Raw genomic sequence first — 14,241 nt, forward strand, 5'->3', positions numbered from 1 at the left:
CCTTCCGCCCGGCCGGGTCCGAGACCGATTATCGCCAGGCTGCCCTGGCCAGGGCTATGGTCACTCCTCCGTAGCAGTGTTTCCGGAAAATCAGTTCCCCTCCCCCCGCAGCCAGCAGAGCCGCCGGTTCGCATACGCCACCAACTCCCACCTTTTCCTGTACTGTTGAAGAAAAAGTCAGATCCGGCCTCATCTTTAACACGGCAGCCAGATCTTCCGCCGGATAAGTATTCAGTCCGCAGCCCAGCCGCCGCGCTGCCGCCAGCAAGCCCGGCTCACCGGCCTTAAGATCCATGCTGGCCAGCGCCGCCAGGCTCCACCTGCTATAGCCAGCCTCACGCAGCGCCCGCCTGAGGGCCGCCAGAATTCGGCCTTCCCCGATGTCCCGCCGGCAGCCTATGCCGGCCACAATTTGCGCCGGGCGGAAGAAGAGCCAGCGGGGGCCGGGGTCAGGCAGGCGCAACGACGTTACCAGCACTCCAGCGTCCCAACCTGACGTCCCGCCGAAAGATTCCAGGCTGAAACATGGCAGTTCCGGCGCCACCTTGCGGCAACGGCTTAACCAGGGCTCTTCGGCCCATATTCCCACCCGCCTGCCGTTAACCATGGCGGCGCTAACCGCCGCCAGCCTGGCGGGCGGCGACGGCTTCAGCCCCAGTTCCCGCGCCAGCAAGTCCAGGGCAGGCAAACCGTGCAGGTCGCTGGCGGTGGTGATTACCGCTTCACCGCCCAGGACACCGGCTGCCCGCCTGGCCAGTTCGTTCGCCCCGCCCAGGTGGCCTGACAGCAGGCTGACGGCAAACCGGCCTTGCTCATCCAAGACAACTACGGCCGGGTCCTTGTATTTGCTCTCCAGATAATTCGCCAGGCAGCGTACGGCAATCCCAGCCGCCATGATCAAGATCAGGCCTTCATAGCGGCCCCAGAGCACCCCCAGGAAATCCCGCAGTCTGCCTTCGACAGGCTCTGCCTCAATACCGTCAGGCACAGCTTGTTTGGCATAGAAAGTCACCTCGCCGCCCAAGCCTTTGGCCAGGCGCAAGCCTGTCTCAAGGCCGGCTTCAGTCAGGGTTACAATTGCCACATTCATCTTTCTTCCCTCGAAAGCTGTGTTCGAATTCAGGGTCATAGAGACTGGAGCGCCGGTAAGGCGCGGAAAGAAAGTCGCCGGTCAACAGCAGCGCGGTACGGTTGATGCCTGCCGCGGCGGCCCGTCGCGCGATATCAGCCAGCGTTCCCCGGATTACTTTTTCTTCCGGCCAGGAGGCCTTATACACCAACGCCGCCGGAGTGTCCGGACCATAGCCCCGCGCCAGTTCGGCCGCGGCTGCCGCGAGGGAGCCGGCGCTCAAGAAAAGGCACAGACTGGCGTGGTGTCCGGCCAGGGCCGCGAGACCTTCTTCCGGAGGCACCGGGGTACGCCCCTCGTGGCGAGTCAGGATCAAGGTCTGGCTAACACCCGGCAACGTAAACTCGCGCCGCACGGCCGCCGCCGCCGCGGCGAAAGAGCTTACTCCCGGCACCACCTCAAAAGGCACCCCCCTTTGAGCCAGCCCGTCCATCTGCTCCTGCACGGCGCCGTAAAGGGAAGGGTCGCCGGTATGCAGCCGCACGACCAGTTCACCGCGGGCCACGGCCTCAGCCATCAGATCCAGCATCTCTTCCAGCGTCATCCCCGCGCTGTTAAAACACCTGGCCTGGGGGCGGGCGTTATTCAACAACTCCGGATTGACCAGCGAGCCGGCGTAAATGATCAGATCAGCCCGGGCAAGCAGCTTTTGACCTTTCACGGTAATGAGCTCCGGATCGCCGGGGCCGGCCCCGACAAAACAGACTTTCATTTTGATTCGGCCCCCTTTACAATTATCGCGGAAAGATAATCATGTTTCCTGCCGGTCTCTGCTTCTAAATCACGGCTGATAATCTCCCCGTCAAGGCCGCAGCGGCTGATGAAAACCGCGTTTTCAGCCCTGCCGCTTTCTTTCAATACCCGGACGAGCTCATCGTAGCGTCGCGCCACTTTCATGAGCACCATGTTTGAAAAATGAGGCAGCAGTTTACCTAAAACCTCCGGCTCCTCAAGCAGGGGGACAACCGCCAGCAACTCGTCGCCTTTGGCCAGGGGCAGGTTCAGCCGCGCCGCCGCCGCTGCGAATGATGTGATGCCGGGAATTGTTTCAATCTCTACCTTGGGGTCCAACTCTCCGACCTTCTCCACCAAGTAGCTGTAGCTGCTGTAAAGACTCGCGTCACCCAGGGTTAGAAAAGCGACGTCCAGTCCTTCGCCCAACTTCTCCAACAGCTTGCCCGCCGCTGAATCCCAGGCTTTTTGCAGGCAGTCCCGGTTCCTGCTCATGGGCATTTGCAGGCTCATAATTTCCTGCTCCGGCCTCAGATGAGGCTTTGCCACCGCAAGGGCCAGGCTATCCTCCCCGTGACGGGAGACCGGCACGGCGACTACCGGAACCTGCTGCAGAACCCGCAGCGCCTTGAGAGTAATCAGTTCGGGATCACCAGGACCAACGCCCAGGCCGTAAAGTCTTCCAGTCAACTTGCAAGGGCCTCCTATACCTGTAAAGTAATAATATAAATTGCATTCAATGACTTCCAGAGCTGACTATGCCCGGCAGCCGTCAGGCGGGCAACGTTAATGCTGATCACTTCCGGCTCAAGTCCATGCGCACGGGCGAAGTCCATACCGCCCAGTAAGGTTTCCCAGGTTATGGCATTAATTACTATCCGGCCCTCAGGCTTTAGCTTATGTAAACATTCTTCAAGAATAGCCGTAAGCCTGCCGCAACTCCCTCCCACCAGAACCCTGTCCGCTTCCGGCAAACCGGCTAACACCGCCGGCGCCGCTCCCGCAGCCAATTCCACGTTATTCAAGGCAAAACGATGCGCATTTGCTTTAGTCAAGGCCGCAGCCGCAGGCTCTTTCTCTATGGCGTATACCTGGCCGGGGCTGACCAGGCGCGCGGCTTCAACTGTCAAGGAACCCGTTCCGGAGCCGATATCGTACACTGTCTGCCCGGGTTTCAAGCGCGCTTTAGCCATAGTCAGGATCCGGATTTCCTCCTTGGTCAGAGGGATCCCCTCTTCCCGCCGGAACATGGCATCGGGGATGCCCGGCGTCAGGTAGGGCCATTTGACTTCAGTCATCTCCCAGCACCATCACCGCGTCCGGCAAATCCCGGCCGGCCAGTTCGGACGCATTAAGCCTCACACAGCATTCTTCGGGAAAACCCAGCGCGGCCCCGACCCAGACTTGGCAATCCCCCAAACCGTTATGCTCAAGATATCGCCCGACCGCAGCCGGTGAGTTGCGGCCGCCGGCAAGCAGGACAAGCACAAGCTTGGCCCCGCCCCGCCGCAGGCCCGGCAAGAAGGGCTCCAGCAGGGCGATATCCCGCCCGTGCAGGCTGACAAACGTGGCTCGCTCCCAGGTGGCCGCCAAACGGGCGAAAGCCAGCTGTATGGAGCTGACCCCCGGCACAACCCGTATTTCTTCCTGGGGAAACTGCTTTTTCAGCCAGGGAAGCAGGCTGAAAAAGCCGGGATCACCGGAAACAAGCACGGCCGTCGGCTGCCCGCGAATTTTTCTCAGGTAGGCTGCCAGGGCTTCCAGATCACCGGTCAAGATGAATTTTTCCGCCCTCAGGCATTCAAACAGGCCCAGCGCTCTCGCCCCGCCGATTAAAACTCTGGCCTGCGAGGCGGCCTCCCGGGCTGCCGGGGTCAGGTAATCCGGGCTGCCCGGTCCGGTTCCCACCACAGTCAGCCAGCTTTTTTCGAACTCAGCCATGAAGAAGCTCCTCCATAATTTGGCGGGCAATCACATCCCGGCCGATAATTTCACCTTTAAGGTTTAACAGAGCGGTTCCCACCGCCAGGCGGTTGTGAACAAAGTCCCCGGCCTGCCTGCTGGCCCGGCCGGCCAGCAAATCCCAAAAATCCGCCTGGCCGCTGCCACGCACTATTTCCAACGCGGCTTCAACGGTAGGTGACGCCAGGACCTCCCGCACCGCCTCAGCACCGGCCCCGCCTGCCGCCAAATGAGCCGCGATAATCTCCCGCCTGCCGTCCGCCACCCGGCTGTGCGTGTAAAAGATGCCCCCGGCCACCTTGACCAGCTTGCCGGCATGGCCCCACAACAACACCCGCTTCACTCCGGCGTCCGCGCAGGCTTCCAGGAGGTGTCCGATAAAATTACTGGTCAGAATCACCGTTTCTCCAACAAAACCATAGTCTTCCACCGCCCGGCGCTGACCCATCCGGCCCGGTGTCAGCACCAGCGTCTCGTGGCCGGCCGCCCGGGCCATGCCGACCTGGGGAACGAGAGCAGACCGGAAAGCCTCAACAGACATGGGTTCGACAATGCCGGTAGTGCCAAGAATAGAAAGGCCTCCCACGATACCCAGCCTGGGATTTAACGTCCGGCGGGCCAGTTCCTCGCCGCCCGGAATGCTGATCGTTAATTCCACCCCTTGCCCGGGCTCCAACAACTGCGCGGCCTCATTCAAAATCATGGTGCGGGGCACCGGGTTAATGGCCGGCTCTCCCACGGAAACCGCCAAACCCGGCCGGGTGACAGTACCAACGCCGCGCCCGGCCAGGAGCCGCACCGGCCCCGGGCACAGCCGGGCGGCAACATGCACTTCTATTCCATTGGTAATATCGGGGTCGTCACCAGCGTCCTTAATTACCACCGCCTCGGCCCAATCTTGCTCCCGTACAACCTGAACGGGCAAGCACAACTCCCGCCCACCCGGTGTATTTATCTTTATGCGATCAGGCAGGAACTCTCCCCACAGGGCCATAATAGCCGCCTTCGCCGCCGCCGCCGCGCAGGAACCTGTGGTATAGCCCTCGCGCAAACGCTTCTCAGGCAAAACTCTTACCCCCATCCATCTATTGCACGTTTACCATGGCGCCGCAATCCGCAAGCCGGCAAAGCAGTTCTTCTTTAGCCCTCGGGAGAGGAATTCTCCTCAGACAGACAACCTTTCTTTTTCATGGCCCGCCCTATCTCAACCAGCCACGGCTTGTTTAATTCCGGCTTCCTTTATCATCAAGCAGATATAAAACCCCGGCCACGCAAAAAGCCAGGGTTCAGTAACGATAAACACTATTACCTCACCTCCCCATCTCGCGTGGCGCAGTGGTGCGGCTAAACACAGGCAGTTCTCCTGACTCGGCTTCACCGCCGTCTGCCTCCTTCCCGGACATTCAAGCCCAGTGGATTGCCTCGCAGACAACTCAACCTTACAGTGGCGCGACCGTGCTGGATTTGCACCAGCTTCTCTTAACCTGTCTTTTGTTATTTATTTTGTTATTATATTGATTTATTATTATTCTTCAGACTGAGGGAAAATCCTGCAAAGTAATAGAAACAAGGGAAAGGGAAGCAAAGGCGCGGTTTAATAGAGAAACTTACTGAACCATGCCCCAAACCGATACGGAAAAAGGAAGAGAGGCATTATCTCACAAGGGATAGTACCTCTCTCTTATTATTATTTGCGAAGTTCTAAACCATTTATTACTTAATGCATATCAATTAAAGTTTCAATACTTAATGATAGAAGATTCGAAACGTTGAAATTCGGAGTCAGAAATAAACTTGAATAATGTATTGCTAAACGTTATACAATAGAATATAATATTTAAAAGAAAAGGTGGTGTTATTATGGCTGCTAAAACAGCAAATGTCCTTGCTCGTGTCGAGCCAGAAATAAAGGAAAAAGCGGAAGCGATCATGTCAAAACTGGGGATTCCGGCTTCCGTTGTTATCAATATGCTCTACAAGCAAATTGTTATGACCAAAAGCATCCCGTTTTCCCTGTCGCTTCCCGCCGCTCCAATGGCACGGGATGAAATGGATGCCGATACGTTCAATACAATCATGCAGAATGGTTTGGATGAAGCAAAAGCTGACCATTCTCGTCCAGCTTCTGAGGTGTTCGCTGATTTAAGACGAGGATTATAGCTTATGACAGACAATACGTATACGGTTAAAATCACCACACAGGCGGAGGAACAACTGCAGGAAATCGTAAAATACATCGCTTCCGAGCTAAAAGCACCGAAAGCCGCTTTGCGTCTGCTCAATGAAATGGAACGCTCGATTTCGTCGCTTTCACAGTTTCCGCAGCGGGTTGCGGTGACAGAGGAAGAACCGTGGCGCACCTGCGGCGTTCGCAAAATGCCTGTGAAAAACTTTCTCATTTATTTCTGGATTGACGAAGAAAATAGTAAGGTGCAGGTTACCGCCGTTATTTACGGCAAGCGTGAACAGCTAAAACAGCTTTCGAAGATGGATTTGAAGTAAAATACTGTAAATTAAAGTTTTTAGCACTAAAAGGGCTTGGCCTCGTTTGAAGCTAAGTTCTTTTGCGCATATTTACATTAAATGCAGAGCAGATAATATAGATACCATATTTACTTTTACCCATGGTTCAATAAAAAAACAAAAAGGAAGCCGCCTAAGGGGACGTTCTTTTTGCTTCCCCGTTAACATTTACGCCTTAAAGACTATATTTTGATTCATGAATGAGCAGATGGGCATGGAGCCAGGGCGGGAATACTGAAAATAGACAACGTTATTCTTCGAAGAGTTTCCGCAAGTATAGATCTCTGTTATCCATGAAACCTTTGGTTATCTGGTAATGCGAAGTTTCTTCGTAAGCAGTCTCAGAGACCGGTGAAGTGTCGAAATCAAGAATTTGTGCCCCCGGGTAAGCCAAAATAATTGGAGAATGAGTTGCGATAATAAACTGGGACTGACCCTCTTGATCCAATTCCCTGATGATTTTCAACAAAGCCATTTGGCGAGTTGGGGAAAGAGCAGCCTCAGGTTCATCCAGCAGGTAAATCCCCTTTTTCCCAAACCTGTTGGAGAAGATGGAGAGAAACGATTCCCCATGTGATTGTTCGTGAAGGGACTTTCCCCCATAAGCCAGATAAGCTTCCGGACCAAGACTATCAATATGGGACGCAAAATTGTAGAAGCTTTCCGCCCTTAAAAAGAAACCGTTCGTTACCTTTGGCGACCAGGCAAGCCTTATAAAATCACCTAATGCTGACTCAGAGGATGGGACTTCATAATAGTTATTCCTTCCGCCCCCGGCTGTGTTGAAATCACATTTATAGGCGATTGCCTCCATGAGCGTTGACTTTCCCGAGCCGTTTTCTCCGATAAAAAAGGTCACCGTATTTTTAAACTCAATAGTATCCAATCCCTTAAACGCAGGCATGGAAAACGGATAAACCTTGCGACTCGGAATATTTTCATTCAGAAAACTTAGTCTTCTCAAGAACATTCTCAGGTTTTCTCCCCAGAGAGGATGGGGGGAAGCAAAAAGAACGTTCCCCCCGCTTCCCCCTTTTACCTCTATTTTATTTCCAGTGTCCCTATTTCCGCCAGGTCGCTTAAACTGTTGGCCTTAATATATCTTCCCGACAGGGTATACAGCACGTCATTGATATATATAATCCTGTCGACGTTCTTGTCGCTGTCGTACCAGTAGCTGCCCGCCTTCTTGTAGTCCTCGTCCGAAAGGTGAGTGATCCGTCCCTTGAGGGCGAAGCCGTTGTCCAGGTCAATGTTATAGACGTAAGCGCCCTGGTAAACAAACTGACCGTATGCGGGGAAGCCATCCCGCACTTCGCCGCCGTTTACCTCCATGAGGCTGACGGGGAAGGCCAGCAGGTTCTTATCCTTGGAGAACAGCAAGGCCTTATGATTGCGCAGCAATTCGGAATCAGTGCCCCGGTCGCCGATCTTCTCTTTGTACATCTCCACCGGATTGCTGACGTCCGTCACATCAAAGACGGCCATTTTCATTCCCGTGTAATACGCCACGCTGTTCGTTCCGCCGCTGTTATCGCCTTTTTGTCCAAGCTCGATTGTGTCTTTTCCGAAGCCGATGATATGGTTTTCGTCGTAGGGGTGCAGGTAGTCGCTATAGCCGGGTATTTTCAAAGCGCCCAGTATCTCAGGTTGGCCCGGGTCTCCCAAGTCAATCACGAAGAACGGATCAACTGTTTTAAACGTCACCATGTACCCGCGGTCTCCCACGAACCGCACGGAGTAAATTTTTTCTCCCGGCGCGATATCCTCTAACTGGCCGACTACATTCAGCCCACTATCCAGAACGTAAACATTATTCTTCGAGGTGTACTCGCCGGTGCGCCATACGTCGCCGCTGGTGGTGGCGATCCGGAAGTTATCATTGTATTCATCCATGGAAAACTGGTTTAATATAGTTCCCGGCACTTCGCCGCCGGCAGAGTATGACAACTTTCCGTCATTCAGGGCGAACTTGTAAACCTTTGTTTTATTCCTGTCAGCAGGCTGGGAGCCGGGCAATATTTTGGCTGCACTATCTTCTAGTATGCCATAACGGTAACTCGCACTCGTCACCGCGACATACAAGTTTTTCATGGAAGCGTAGATGTTTTCACTGGAACCAAGGTAAGTGTTCACGTCCGCTTTTTCATCCGGCCTGTCTAAATTAATGCCGGCGACAATCAGGTAATTTGGCTGCATGAAATCGGGAAAGCATTTGATACTTGTATAATCTATATCTACATAGTCATTGCCTGTCGCCGTATCACGGTAGAAAGGTTTGGGATTCTCTATCTCTTTTTGGGGATAGTAATAAATACCCCTGTTTGCCAGCAGGTAAAACGCTTCGCCTATTTTCCGGGAAGAGACGTATCTCCCGTCCAGCTCCAGCTCGCGCACCTGTTTAATGGCCGACTTGTCGGCGATATCATAAATAATTGCTTTTACCGTATCACGCTGATAGGGCGGCGGGTATATATCGGGACTTATTTTTTTGCTTGTTTCATCCATCGGCATAATAATGGGACCATCCCCGCGGCTGTATGTCTGACCAATTACAATCAGGTGCCTGTCATCCACATACATTTCGTTCGGAATAAAGTTTTTATCGGTAAAATCCAGGCTGCCGGTCATTTGCATATCTCCGGCCGGGTAAGCTTTAGCTATTACGACACGCTGATCCTTAACCAAATAAATATAGCTGCCGTCGGTTTTAACAATATCCGCCTCGTCAACACCCTCCACCTGGACATTTGTTCTGGAATAGTCGCTGCCGGAAGCATTAGCGAGAGACTGCGCCGTATCCGCCGACTTTGCCGACTCCGGCGCCGCCCCCGTAACCGCGGGGGCGTTTTTCATCACTCTCTGGTCATAGCCTGCTTCAGTCTGTAAATTAGCTAAAAGACTTTTTAAGTTTTCATACGTGCCTACTACCGGGAGGTCGTTGGCTTTTGAAGGCGGTGCGGGCAAGTCGCCGGGAGGTCCGATTAAAATTGCTTGAGCTGTCTCATCCCACTCCACCTCATACTGCAAAGCTTCAGCCAGCCAGCGGGCGGGTATGAACACCCGGTCGGACACGGCCAAGGGAGCAACATCCATCGAACGCTCCTCTTCACCCACGTACAACAACTGGCTGCCCACGGTCATCCGTATCACAGCAGCGTCCGTGGTAAAAGCAACTGTCTGCGACGCGCCGTCCCAGGCGATACCTTCATCCGGAACCCCCAAGGCGCGGCCGAGGTAGCGCACCGGAACGTATACCCGGCCATCCCGGGTAAATGGGGCGACATCCATTGTAATCGTTTGGCCGTCGCTGATATACATTTTCTGGTTAACTAAAAAAGTTGCCTGATGCTGCTCCATGGCGCTGCCTTTTGGCTGAAGCCAGGGGATAAAAATAACTGCCAGGGCCAGAACTACAATTAGGACAATAAATTTTTTCATAGAAAAACCTCTTTCATTTTTTAATTTTAAATTATTAGACGTTAATCATGAAATAAAGGTTCATCAACATTTTCCAAAAAGGCGGCAACAAAGCTGAAAACTCTTTTAGTATAGTCAGCTCGATCTTCTTTGGATTTTATAAACCGGCGTGAAAAAATTGTGAATTCATGGAATTTATGATATTATTCAAAAAATCCATGTATGAGTTGAAGCATAGAGAGAGAATTGCTGATTAATTTTTCTAAGGGGAATTCCGATGGGACATATCGCAAATGACAAAGAAGAGGTTTACATGGCGCTGGCTGAACGATTGCATAAGAATCCGGTGGGAGCGCCCGTAAACGAGGTTCTGATGGAAATTCTCCACCGCCTCTATACCGAGGGCGAGGCCATGGTGGGCAGTAAATTTCCCATGGTTCCTATAAGGTTGAATAAGATTGCCGCTATCACCGGAATAAAAGAAGAAACGTTAAAAGAAACACTGGACAGTATGTCCGACAAGGGGCTTGTGCAGGAGCTGCCCGCGAAGAAAGGTACCTACTATATGCTGACCCCGATGGTGGTAGGCTTTTTTGAGTTTACCTTCATGCGGGTGAGAGACGAGATAAAAAACATGAGGGAACTGGCAGAACTATTCGAAAGATATTTTCGCAGGCCTGAAGTTGGGGAAGAGTTCACCGGCACCGCTACCAAGTTGATGAAGGCGCTGGTATATGAAAGCCTGATCCCGGCTATAGTGGAAACAGAGGTTTTAAGCTACGAGAAGGCTTCTGAAATCATCCGCCAGTCCGGCAGGGGGGCGCTGTCCTTATGTGCGTGCCGTCACAAGGCAAGCCACCTGGGCAGGACTTGTGACGCCGGCGCGCCTATGGAAACGTGTACCACCCTGGGTGACACTGCAGACTGGCTTGTAAGCCGGGGTATGGCCAGACCGGCCGCTGTGGACGAACTGCTGCAGGTGCTGGACCAAACAGAAAAACTGGGGCTGGTCCATCTAGGAGATAATGTGCTTAACCAGCCGGCTTACCTCTGCCACTGCTGCGGCTGCTGCTGCGAGGCCCTGCGTCCCACCAGGAAGCATGGAAAATTGTTCGCGCACCCCAGTAATTTCATCCCGGCTCTAGACCAGGATGGTTGTTCCGCGTGCGGTACCTGCGCCGATAGCTGCCAGATTAAAGTCATTACCATGCGCGATGACGGAAGCGGGGTTGAAGTGCCGGAGATTAATAAGGAAACCTGTATTGGATGCGGCGTTTGCGCCTCCGCCTGTCCGAACGGCGCGCTGACCATGTCCCGCAGGCCGGTTTTGCACGTTCCCCCGAAGAATAAAATGGAGCTATTTACCCGCATTGCCAGAGAAAAGGGCAAAATTTAAACTAAGAATTATTATAATGGAAAAATATTTACAGCATACCTTCCTCCCTATCCATTTTTAACTCTATACTTTATATCGATCGCTGCACCCTCAGTTTTGTTCGTTAGACAACAACTTCGCAAATCGCCTTTTATTCAGAGCTGCTGCTGTTGTTTTATAAAGCTGGATTACCACCAGCGGGATCAGGGCAAAGCCAGCCACCAGGTGCAATTCGTTTTTTATTGCGGGATATACGTCAAATATGCCCTGAAAGGCTGGAACTATGAGTGCGGTTGTAAGTAAGGCCGCGCCAATAAACAGGGCAGCCCACTGGTATTTGTTTGTAAATATTCCTATTTTATAAAGCGGCAGCCTGGAACGGCAGTTTAAGCCGTGAAATAGCCGGGCCAGAGACAAGGTGGAAAAGGCCATGGTGCTGCCAAGTCCGACACCTTCTTTATACAGGCCGTAATAAAAAGCGGCAATCGTGCTGGCGGCAATTACGGCACCCTCCAGAAATATTTTCGCAAGAAAGTTTTTGGTCAGAATCGGCTCATTGATGTTCCTGGGTTTTTCGCTCATGGTGTCTTTATTGTGCGGCTCCAGACCCAGCGCAATAGCTGGCATGGAATCGGTAAGCAAATTAATAAAAAGGAGATGCACAGCCGTAAACGGCAGGGGCAGGTGCGCCACCGAAGTATATAAAACGGCCAGTATACCGGCCATATTCCCCGACAGGAGGAACTTAATGGAGTTTTTAATATTGGTATAAATGCTCCTGCCGTTGGAAACCGCTTTGACAATAGTAGCGAAGTTGTCGTCCGTCAGCACCATATCAGACGCTTCCTTGGCCACCTCGGTACCTACTTTTCCCATGGCTATGCCGATGTTGGCCTGCTTGAGCGCGGGCGCGTCGTTAACCCCGTCGCCAGTCATGGCCACTACAAGGCCTTTTTCCTGCCAGGCCTTGACAATCCTTATTTTATGTTCCGGTGATACGCGGGCATAAACTGAAATGTTGTTTATGGCGGAACTGAGCTGTTCGTCGGTAAGCTTGTCCAATTCGTAGCCTTCCATGGCCTCTTTTTCATCTTTTAATATGCCGATTTCCCTGGCAATGGCCGAGGCGGTGATCTTGTGGTCGCCGGTAATCATAACGGGCTTTATGCCGGCTTTGACACAATCCATGACCGCTTTCGCGGACTCTTCACGCGGCGGGTCAATCATGGCCACCAGACCCAGGAGGGTAAGACCGTCTTCATCTGACAGCATTAATTCCCGGCGGTCCTCGATAACCTTATAAGCAATGGCCAGAATACGCAGCCCTTCTCGGGAAAGGTTCAGGTTAACCTGCTCCATGCCGTCCAGGTCTTGCCTGGTGGCGGTGCGCGCACCGGCAGGGGCGGCGATACTCTTGCTTCTTTTTATGATTACATCAAAGGCGCCCTTGGTAATCATAAAAAGGCGGCCTTTTCTTTCATGCAGGGTGCTCATCATCTTACGGTCGGAGTCAAACGGCAGTTCCGCAATACGGGGGGAGGCAGATCTTATAGCGGCCTCAGCAAGGTCATATCGCGCGGCCATATCGTTCAAGGCCACTTCGGTGGGGTCGCCAATAGACTGGCCGTTTTGAGTCACTGCGTCATTGCAGAGTACGCTCATTTCAACCAGGTCGCGGGTTAAGGGGTGGTTTAGGTCCAGTTCTTTTGCGGATACTGTGTTGCCGGCCACATGAATTTTTGATACAACCATTTTATTCTGGGTTAAAGTGCCTGTTTTATCCGAGCAGATTACCGAGACGCTGCCCAGGCTTTCCACTGCCTGAAGCTTTCTGATGATGGCGTTTTCCTTGGCCATTTTTTGTGTGCCGATAGCCAGTACAATGGTTACAATAGAGCTCAAGGCCTCAGGAATCGCCGCCACCGCAAGCGCCACCGCGAACATAAAGGACTCGCCCAAGCCATAGTCCCTGACCACATTTATAACAAAAATAATGGCACAAAGCCCGATGATGACAAAGGCCAGTTTCTTGCCAAAGGCGTCCAGACTTACCTGCAGCGGGGTTAGCTTCTCTTTGGCAGTTTCCAGCAGAGACGCGATTTTACCCAGTTCAGTATGCATCCCCGTGGCGGTGACCACCGCCACGGCACGGCCATAGGTGATCAGACTGCCGGTAAAGGCCATATTCTTTCTATCGGCAACCGGCACCTCCACTGCGTCAATTTTTTCATCGGACTTGGCGACGCTTACGGATTCACCGGTCAATGAGCTTTCATTTGCCTGCAGGCTGTGATTCTCAATAATCCTGCAGTCAGCGCTGACATAGTCTCCGGCTTCCAGGTACATAATATCGCCGACGACTACTTCACGCGACGGTATTTCCACTTTGTAGCCGTTGCGCAATACCCGGGCCAGCGGAGATGCCAGCGCCTTCAAGCTTTCCAGGGATCTTTCCGCCTTCACATGTTGCACTGTGCCCAGAAAAGCGTTTAAAATGGTGACCGCGATGATTACCACAGCGCTTTCATAATCCCTCAGAAAAATTGACACCAGAGCGGCAACCAGCAGGATTATCACCAGAAAGTCGGTGAACTGGCTGAAAAACACGCTGAATACGCTTTTCTTTTTGGTTTCCTTCAACTCGTTATAGCCGTATTCAGACCGTATTCTATTGACATCCCTGTCATTTAACCCGTTAATGTCCGCATTCAGGAGGGCAAGCACCTGGTCAGCGGTTTTGTTGTGCAGGTTTTGCATAAGCTGTCCACCTCATATTCATATCAGATTTAATAATCATAAAAGAAAAAGACCTTTAACATAACTCTCAATATAAGAATTATGTTAAAAGTCTCGTTACCTTGCGGATGCAGAACCGGGCGATCAGTCAACCGTGATGACGGCTATGCAAATACTAACTACTCCCTTTTAACAATAAATATTATAGCCGTATTTAAATTAAAGTCAATATAAAATAAAGGAAACATGTTTACATAAGGTAGCAAACTCAACAAAATAGTACGGTGACTGTTTCATATCATTTACACAATCACTTAATGCTTTGATTCAAAAACTCTTTAATCCATGAATTGAATCAAAGTAC

General features: G+C 52.3%; 13 protein-coding genes and 1 riboswitch. Of the genes, 3 read left to right on the forward strand and 10 right to left on the reverse strand.

The genetic code is table 11. The features are described from left to right. Positions 1 to 28 precede the first annotated feature (28 nt). The 7 genes from L9W92_RS04550 to L9W92_RS04580 form a co-directional block, all read right to left on the reverse strand. A complete protein-coding gene (locus L9W92_RS04550) occupies positions 29 to 1,090 on the reverse strand; it encodes a cobalt-precorrin 5A hydrolase (protein WP_240082567.1) in 1,062 nt (353 codons plus the stop codon). Continuing rightward, positions 1,062 to 1,841: a precorrin-4 C(11)-methyltransferase gene (cobM, locus tag L9W92_RS04555; protein WP_240082568.1), complete on the reverse strand. Its 780-nt coding sequence runs from the start codon at positions 1,839 to 1,841 to the stop codon at positions 1,062 to 1,064. The genes L9W92_RS04550 and cobM overlap by 29 nt, the downstream gene beginning before the upstream one ends. Next, positions 1,838 to 2,551 (reverse strand): precorrin-2 C(20)-methyltransferase, encoded by a 714-nt coding sequence (gene cobI, locus L9W92_RS04560; protein ID WP_240082569.1) that lies wholly within the window; start codon positions 2,549 to 2,551, stop codon positions 1,838 to 1,840. The genes cobM and cobI overlap by 4 nt, the downstream gene beginning before the upstream one ends. 14 nt (positions 2,552 to 2,565) lie before the next feature. Further along, complete coding sequence (cbiT, locus tag L9W92_RS04565; protein WP_240082570.1) at positions 2,566 to 3,159, reverse strand: precorrin-6Y C5,15-methyltransferase (decarboxylating) subunit CbiT; 594 nt, start codon at positions 3,157 to 3,159, stop codon at positions 2,566 to 2,568. Next, positions 3,152 to 3,802 carry a precorrin-6y C5,15-methyltransferase (decarboxylating) subunit CbiE gene (gene cbiE / locus L9W92_RS04570; RefSeq protein WP_240082571.1) on the reverse strand — a complete coding sequence of 217 codons (651 nt, stop codon included), beginning with the start codon at positions 3,800 to 3,802 and terminating at the stop codon, positions 3,152 to 3,154. The genes cbiT and cbiE overlap by 8 nt, the downstream gene beginning before the upstream one ends. Then, on the reverse strand, positions 3,795 to 4,889 hold the full coding sequence (gene cbiD, locus L9W92_RS04575) for a cobalt-precorrin-5B (C(1))-methyltransferase CbiD (RefSeq protein WP_240082572.1): 1,095 nt from the start codon (positions 4,887 to 4,889) through the stop codon (positions 3,795 to 3,797). Before cbiD ends, cbiE begins: the two co-directional genes overlap by 8 nt. A 138-nt stretch (positions 4,890 to 5,027) precedes the next feature. Next, entirely contained in the window at positions 5,028 to 5,201 is a 174-nt protein-coding gene (locus tag L9W92_RS04580) for a hypothetical protein (RefSeq protein WP_240082573.1), read from the reverse strand. After that, positions 5,160 to 5,326, reverse strand: a riboswitch (cobalamin riboswitch). Its footprint overlaps the gene before it by 42 nt. 357 nt (positions 5,327 to 5,683) lie before the next feature. Here L9W92_RS04580 and L9W92_RS04585 point away from each other — a divergent pair. Continuing rightward, positions 5,684 to 5,983, forward strand: a complete 300-nt coding sequence (locus tag L9W92_RS04585) for a type II toxin-antitoxin system RelB/DinJ family antitoxin (RefSeq protein ID WP_240082574.1) — start codon at positions 5,684 to 5,686, stop codon at positions 5,981 to 5,983. 3 nt (positions 5,984 to 5,986) lie between these two features. After that, a complete protein-coding gene (locus L9W92_RS04590) occupies positions 5,987 to 6,325 on the forward strand; it encodes a type II toxin-antitoxin system RelE/ParE family toxin (RefSeq protein ID WP_240082575.1) in 339 nt (112 codons plus the stop codon). A gap of 271 nt (positions 6,326 to 6,596) precedes the next feature. Here L9W92_RS04590 and L9W92_RS04595 read toward each other — a convergent pair whose 3' ends face one another. Beyond that, positions 6,597 to 7,232, reverse strand: coding sequence for an AAA family ATPase (locus L9W92_RS04595; RefSeq protein WP_376741782.1), 636 nt, complete (start codon positions 7,230 to 7,232; stop codon positions 6,597 to 6,599). A 155-nt stretch (positions 7,233 to 7,387) separates the two neighbouring features. Further along, positions 7,388 to 9,787: a beta-propeller domain-containing protein gene (locus L9W92_RS04600; RefSeq protein WP_240082577.1), complete on the reverse strand. Its 2,400-nt coding sequence runs from the start codon at positions 9,785 to 9,787 to the stop codon at positions 7,388 to 7,390. Positions 9,788 to 10,043: 256 nt separating this feature from the next. Between L9W92_RS04600 and L9W92_RS04605 the strand changes: the two genes are divergently transcribed. After that, complete coding sequence (locus tag L9W92_RS04605; protein ID WP_240082578.1) at positions 10,044 to 11,162, forward strand: 4Fe-4S dicluster domain-containing protein; 1,119 nt, start codon at positions 10,044 to 10,046, stop codon at positions 11,160 to 11,162. A gap of 90 nt (positions 11,163 to 11,252) precedes the next feature. Here the strand turns inward: L9W92_RS04605 and L9W92_RS04610 are convergent, their stop codons facing one another. Next, complete coding sequence (locus L9W92_RS04610; RefSeq protein WP_240082579.1) at positions 11,253 to 13,898, reverse strand: cation-translocating P-type ATPase; 2,646 nt, start codon at positions 13,896 to 13,898, stop codon at positions 11,253 to 11,255. Positions 13,899 to 14,241 lie beyond the last annotated feature (343 nt).

It is taken from the genome of Pelotomaculum terephthalicicum JT (genome assembly GCF_022410535.1).
GTDB lineage: Bacteria > Bacillota > Desulfotomaculia > Desulfotomaculales > Pelotomaculaceae > Pelotomaculum_D > Pelotomaculum_D terephthalicicum.

Coding starts and splice junctions, on each gene's coding strand:
- L9W92_RS04550 (WP_240082567.1), bottom strand. CDS start 1,090: ATGAATGTGGCAATTGTAACCCTGACTGAAGCCGGCCTTGAGACAGGC.
- cobM (WP_240082568.1), bottom strand. CDS start 1,841: ATGAAAGTCTGTTTTGTCGGGGCCGGCCCCGGCGATCCGGAGCTCATT.
- cbiT (WP_240082570.1), bottom strand. CDS start 3,159: ATGACTGAAGTCAAATGGCCCTACCTGACGCCGGGCATCCCCGATGCC.
- cbiE (WP_240082571.1), bottom strand. CDS start 3,802: ATGGCTGAGTTCGAAAAAAGCTGGCTGACTGTGGTGGGAACCGGACCG.
- L9W92_RS04585 (WP_240082574.1), top strand. CDS start 5,684: ATGGCTGCTAAAACAGCAAATGTCCTTGCTCGTGTCGAGCCAGAAATA.
- L9W92_RS04590 (WP_240082575.1), top strand. CDS start 5,987: ATGACAGACAATACGTATACGGTTAAAATCACCACACAGGCGGAGGAA.
- L9W92_RS04600 (WP_240082577.1), bottom strand. CDS start 9,787: ATGAAAAAATTTATTGTCCTAATTGTAGTTCTGGCCCTGGCAGTTATT.
- L9W92_RS04605 (WP_240082578.1), top strand. CDS start 10,044: ATGGGACATATCGCAAATGACAAAGAAGAGGTTTACATGGCGCTGGCT.
- L9W92_RS04610 (WP_240082579.1), bottom strand. CDS start 13,898: ATGCAAAACCTGCACAACAAAACCGCTGACCAGGTGCTTGCCCTCCTG.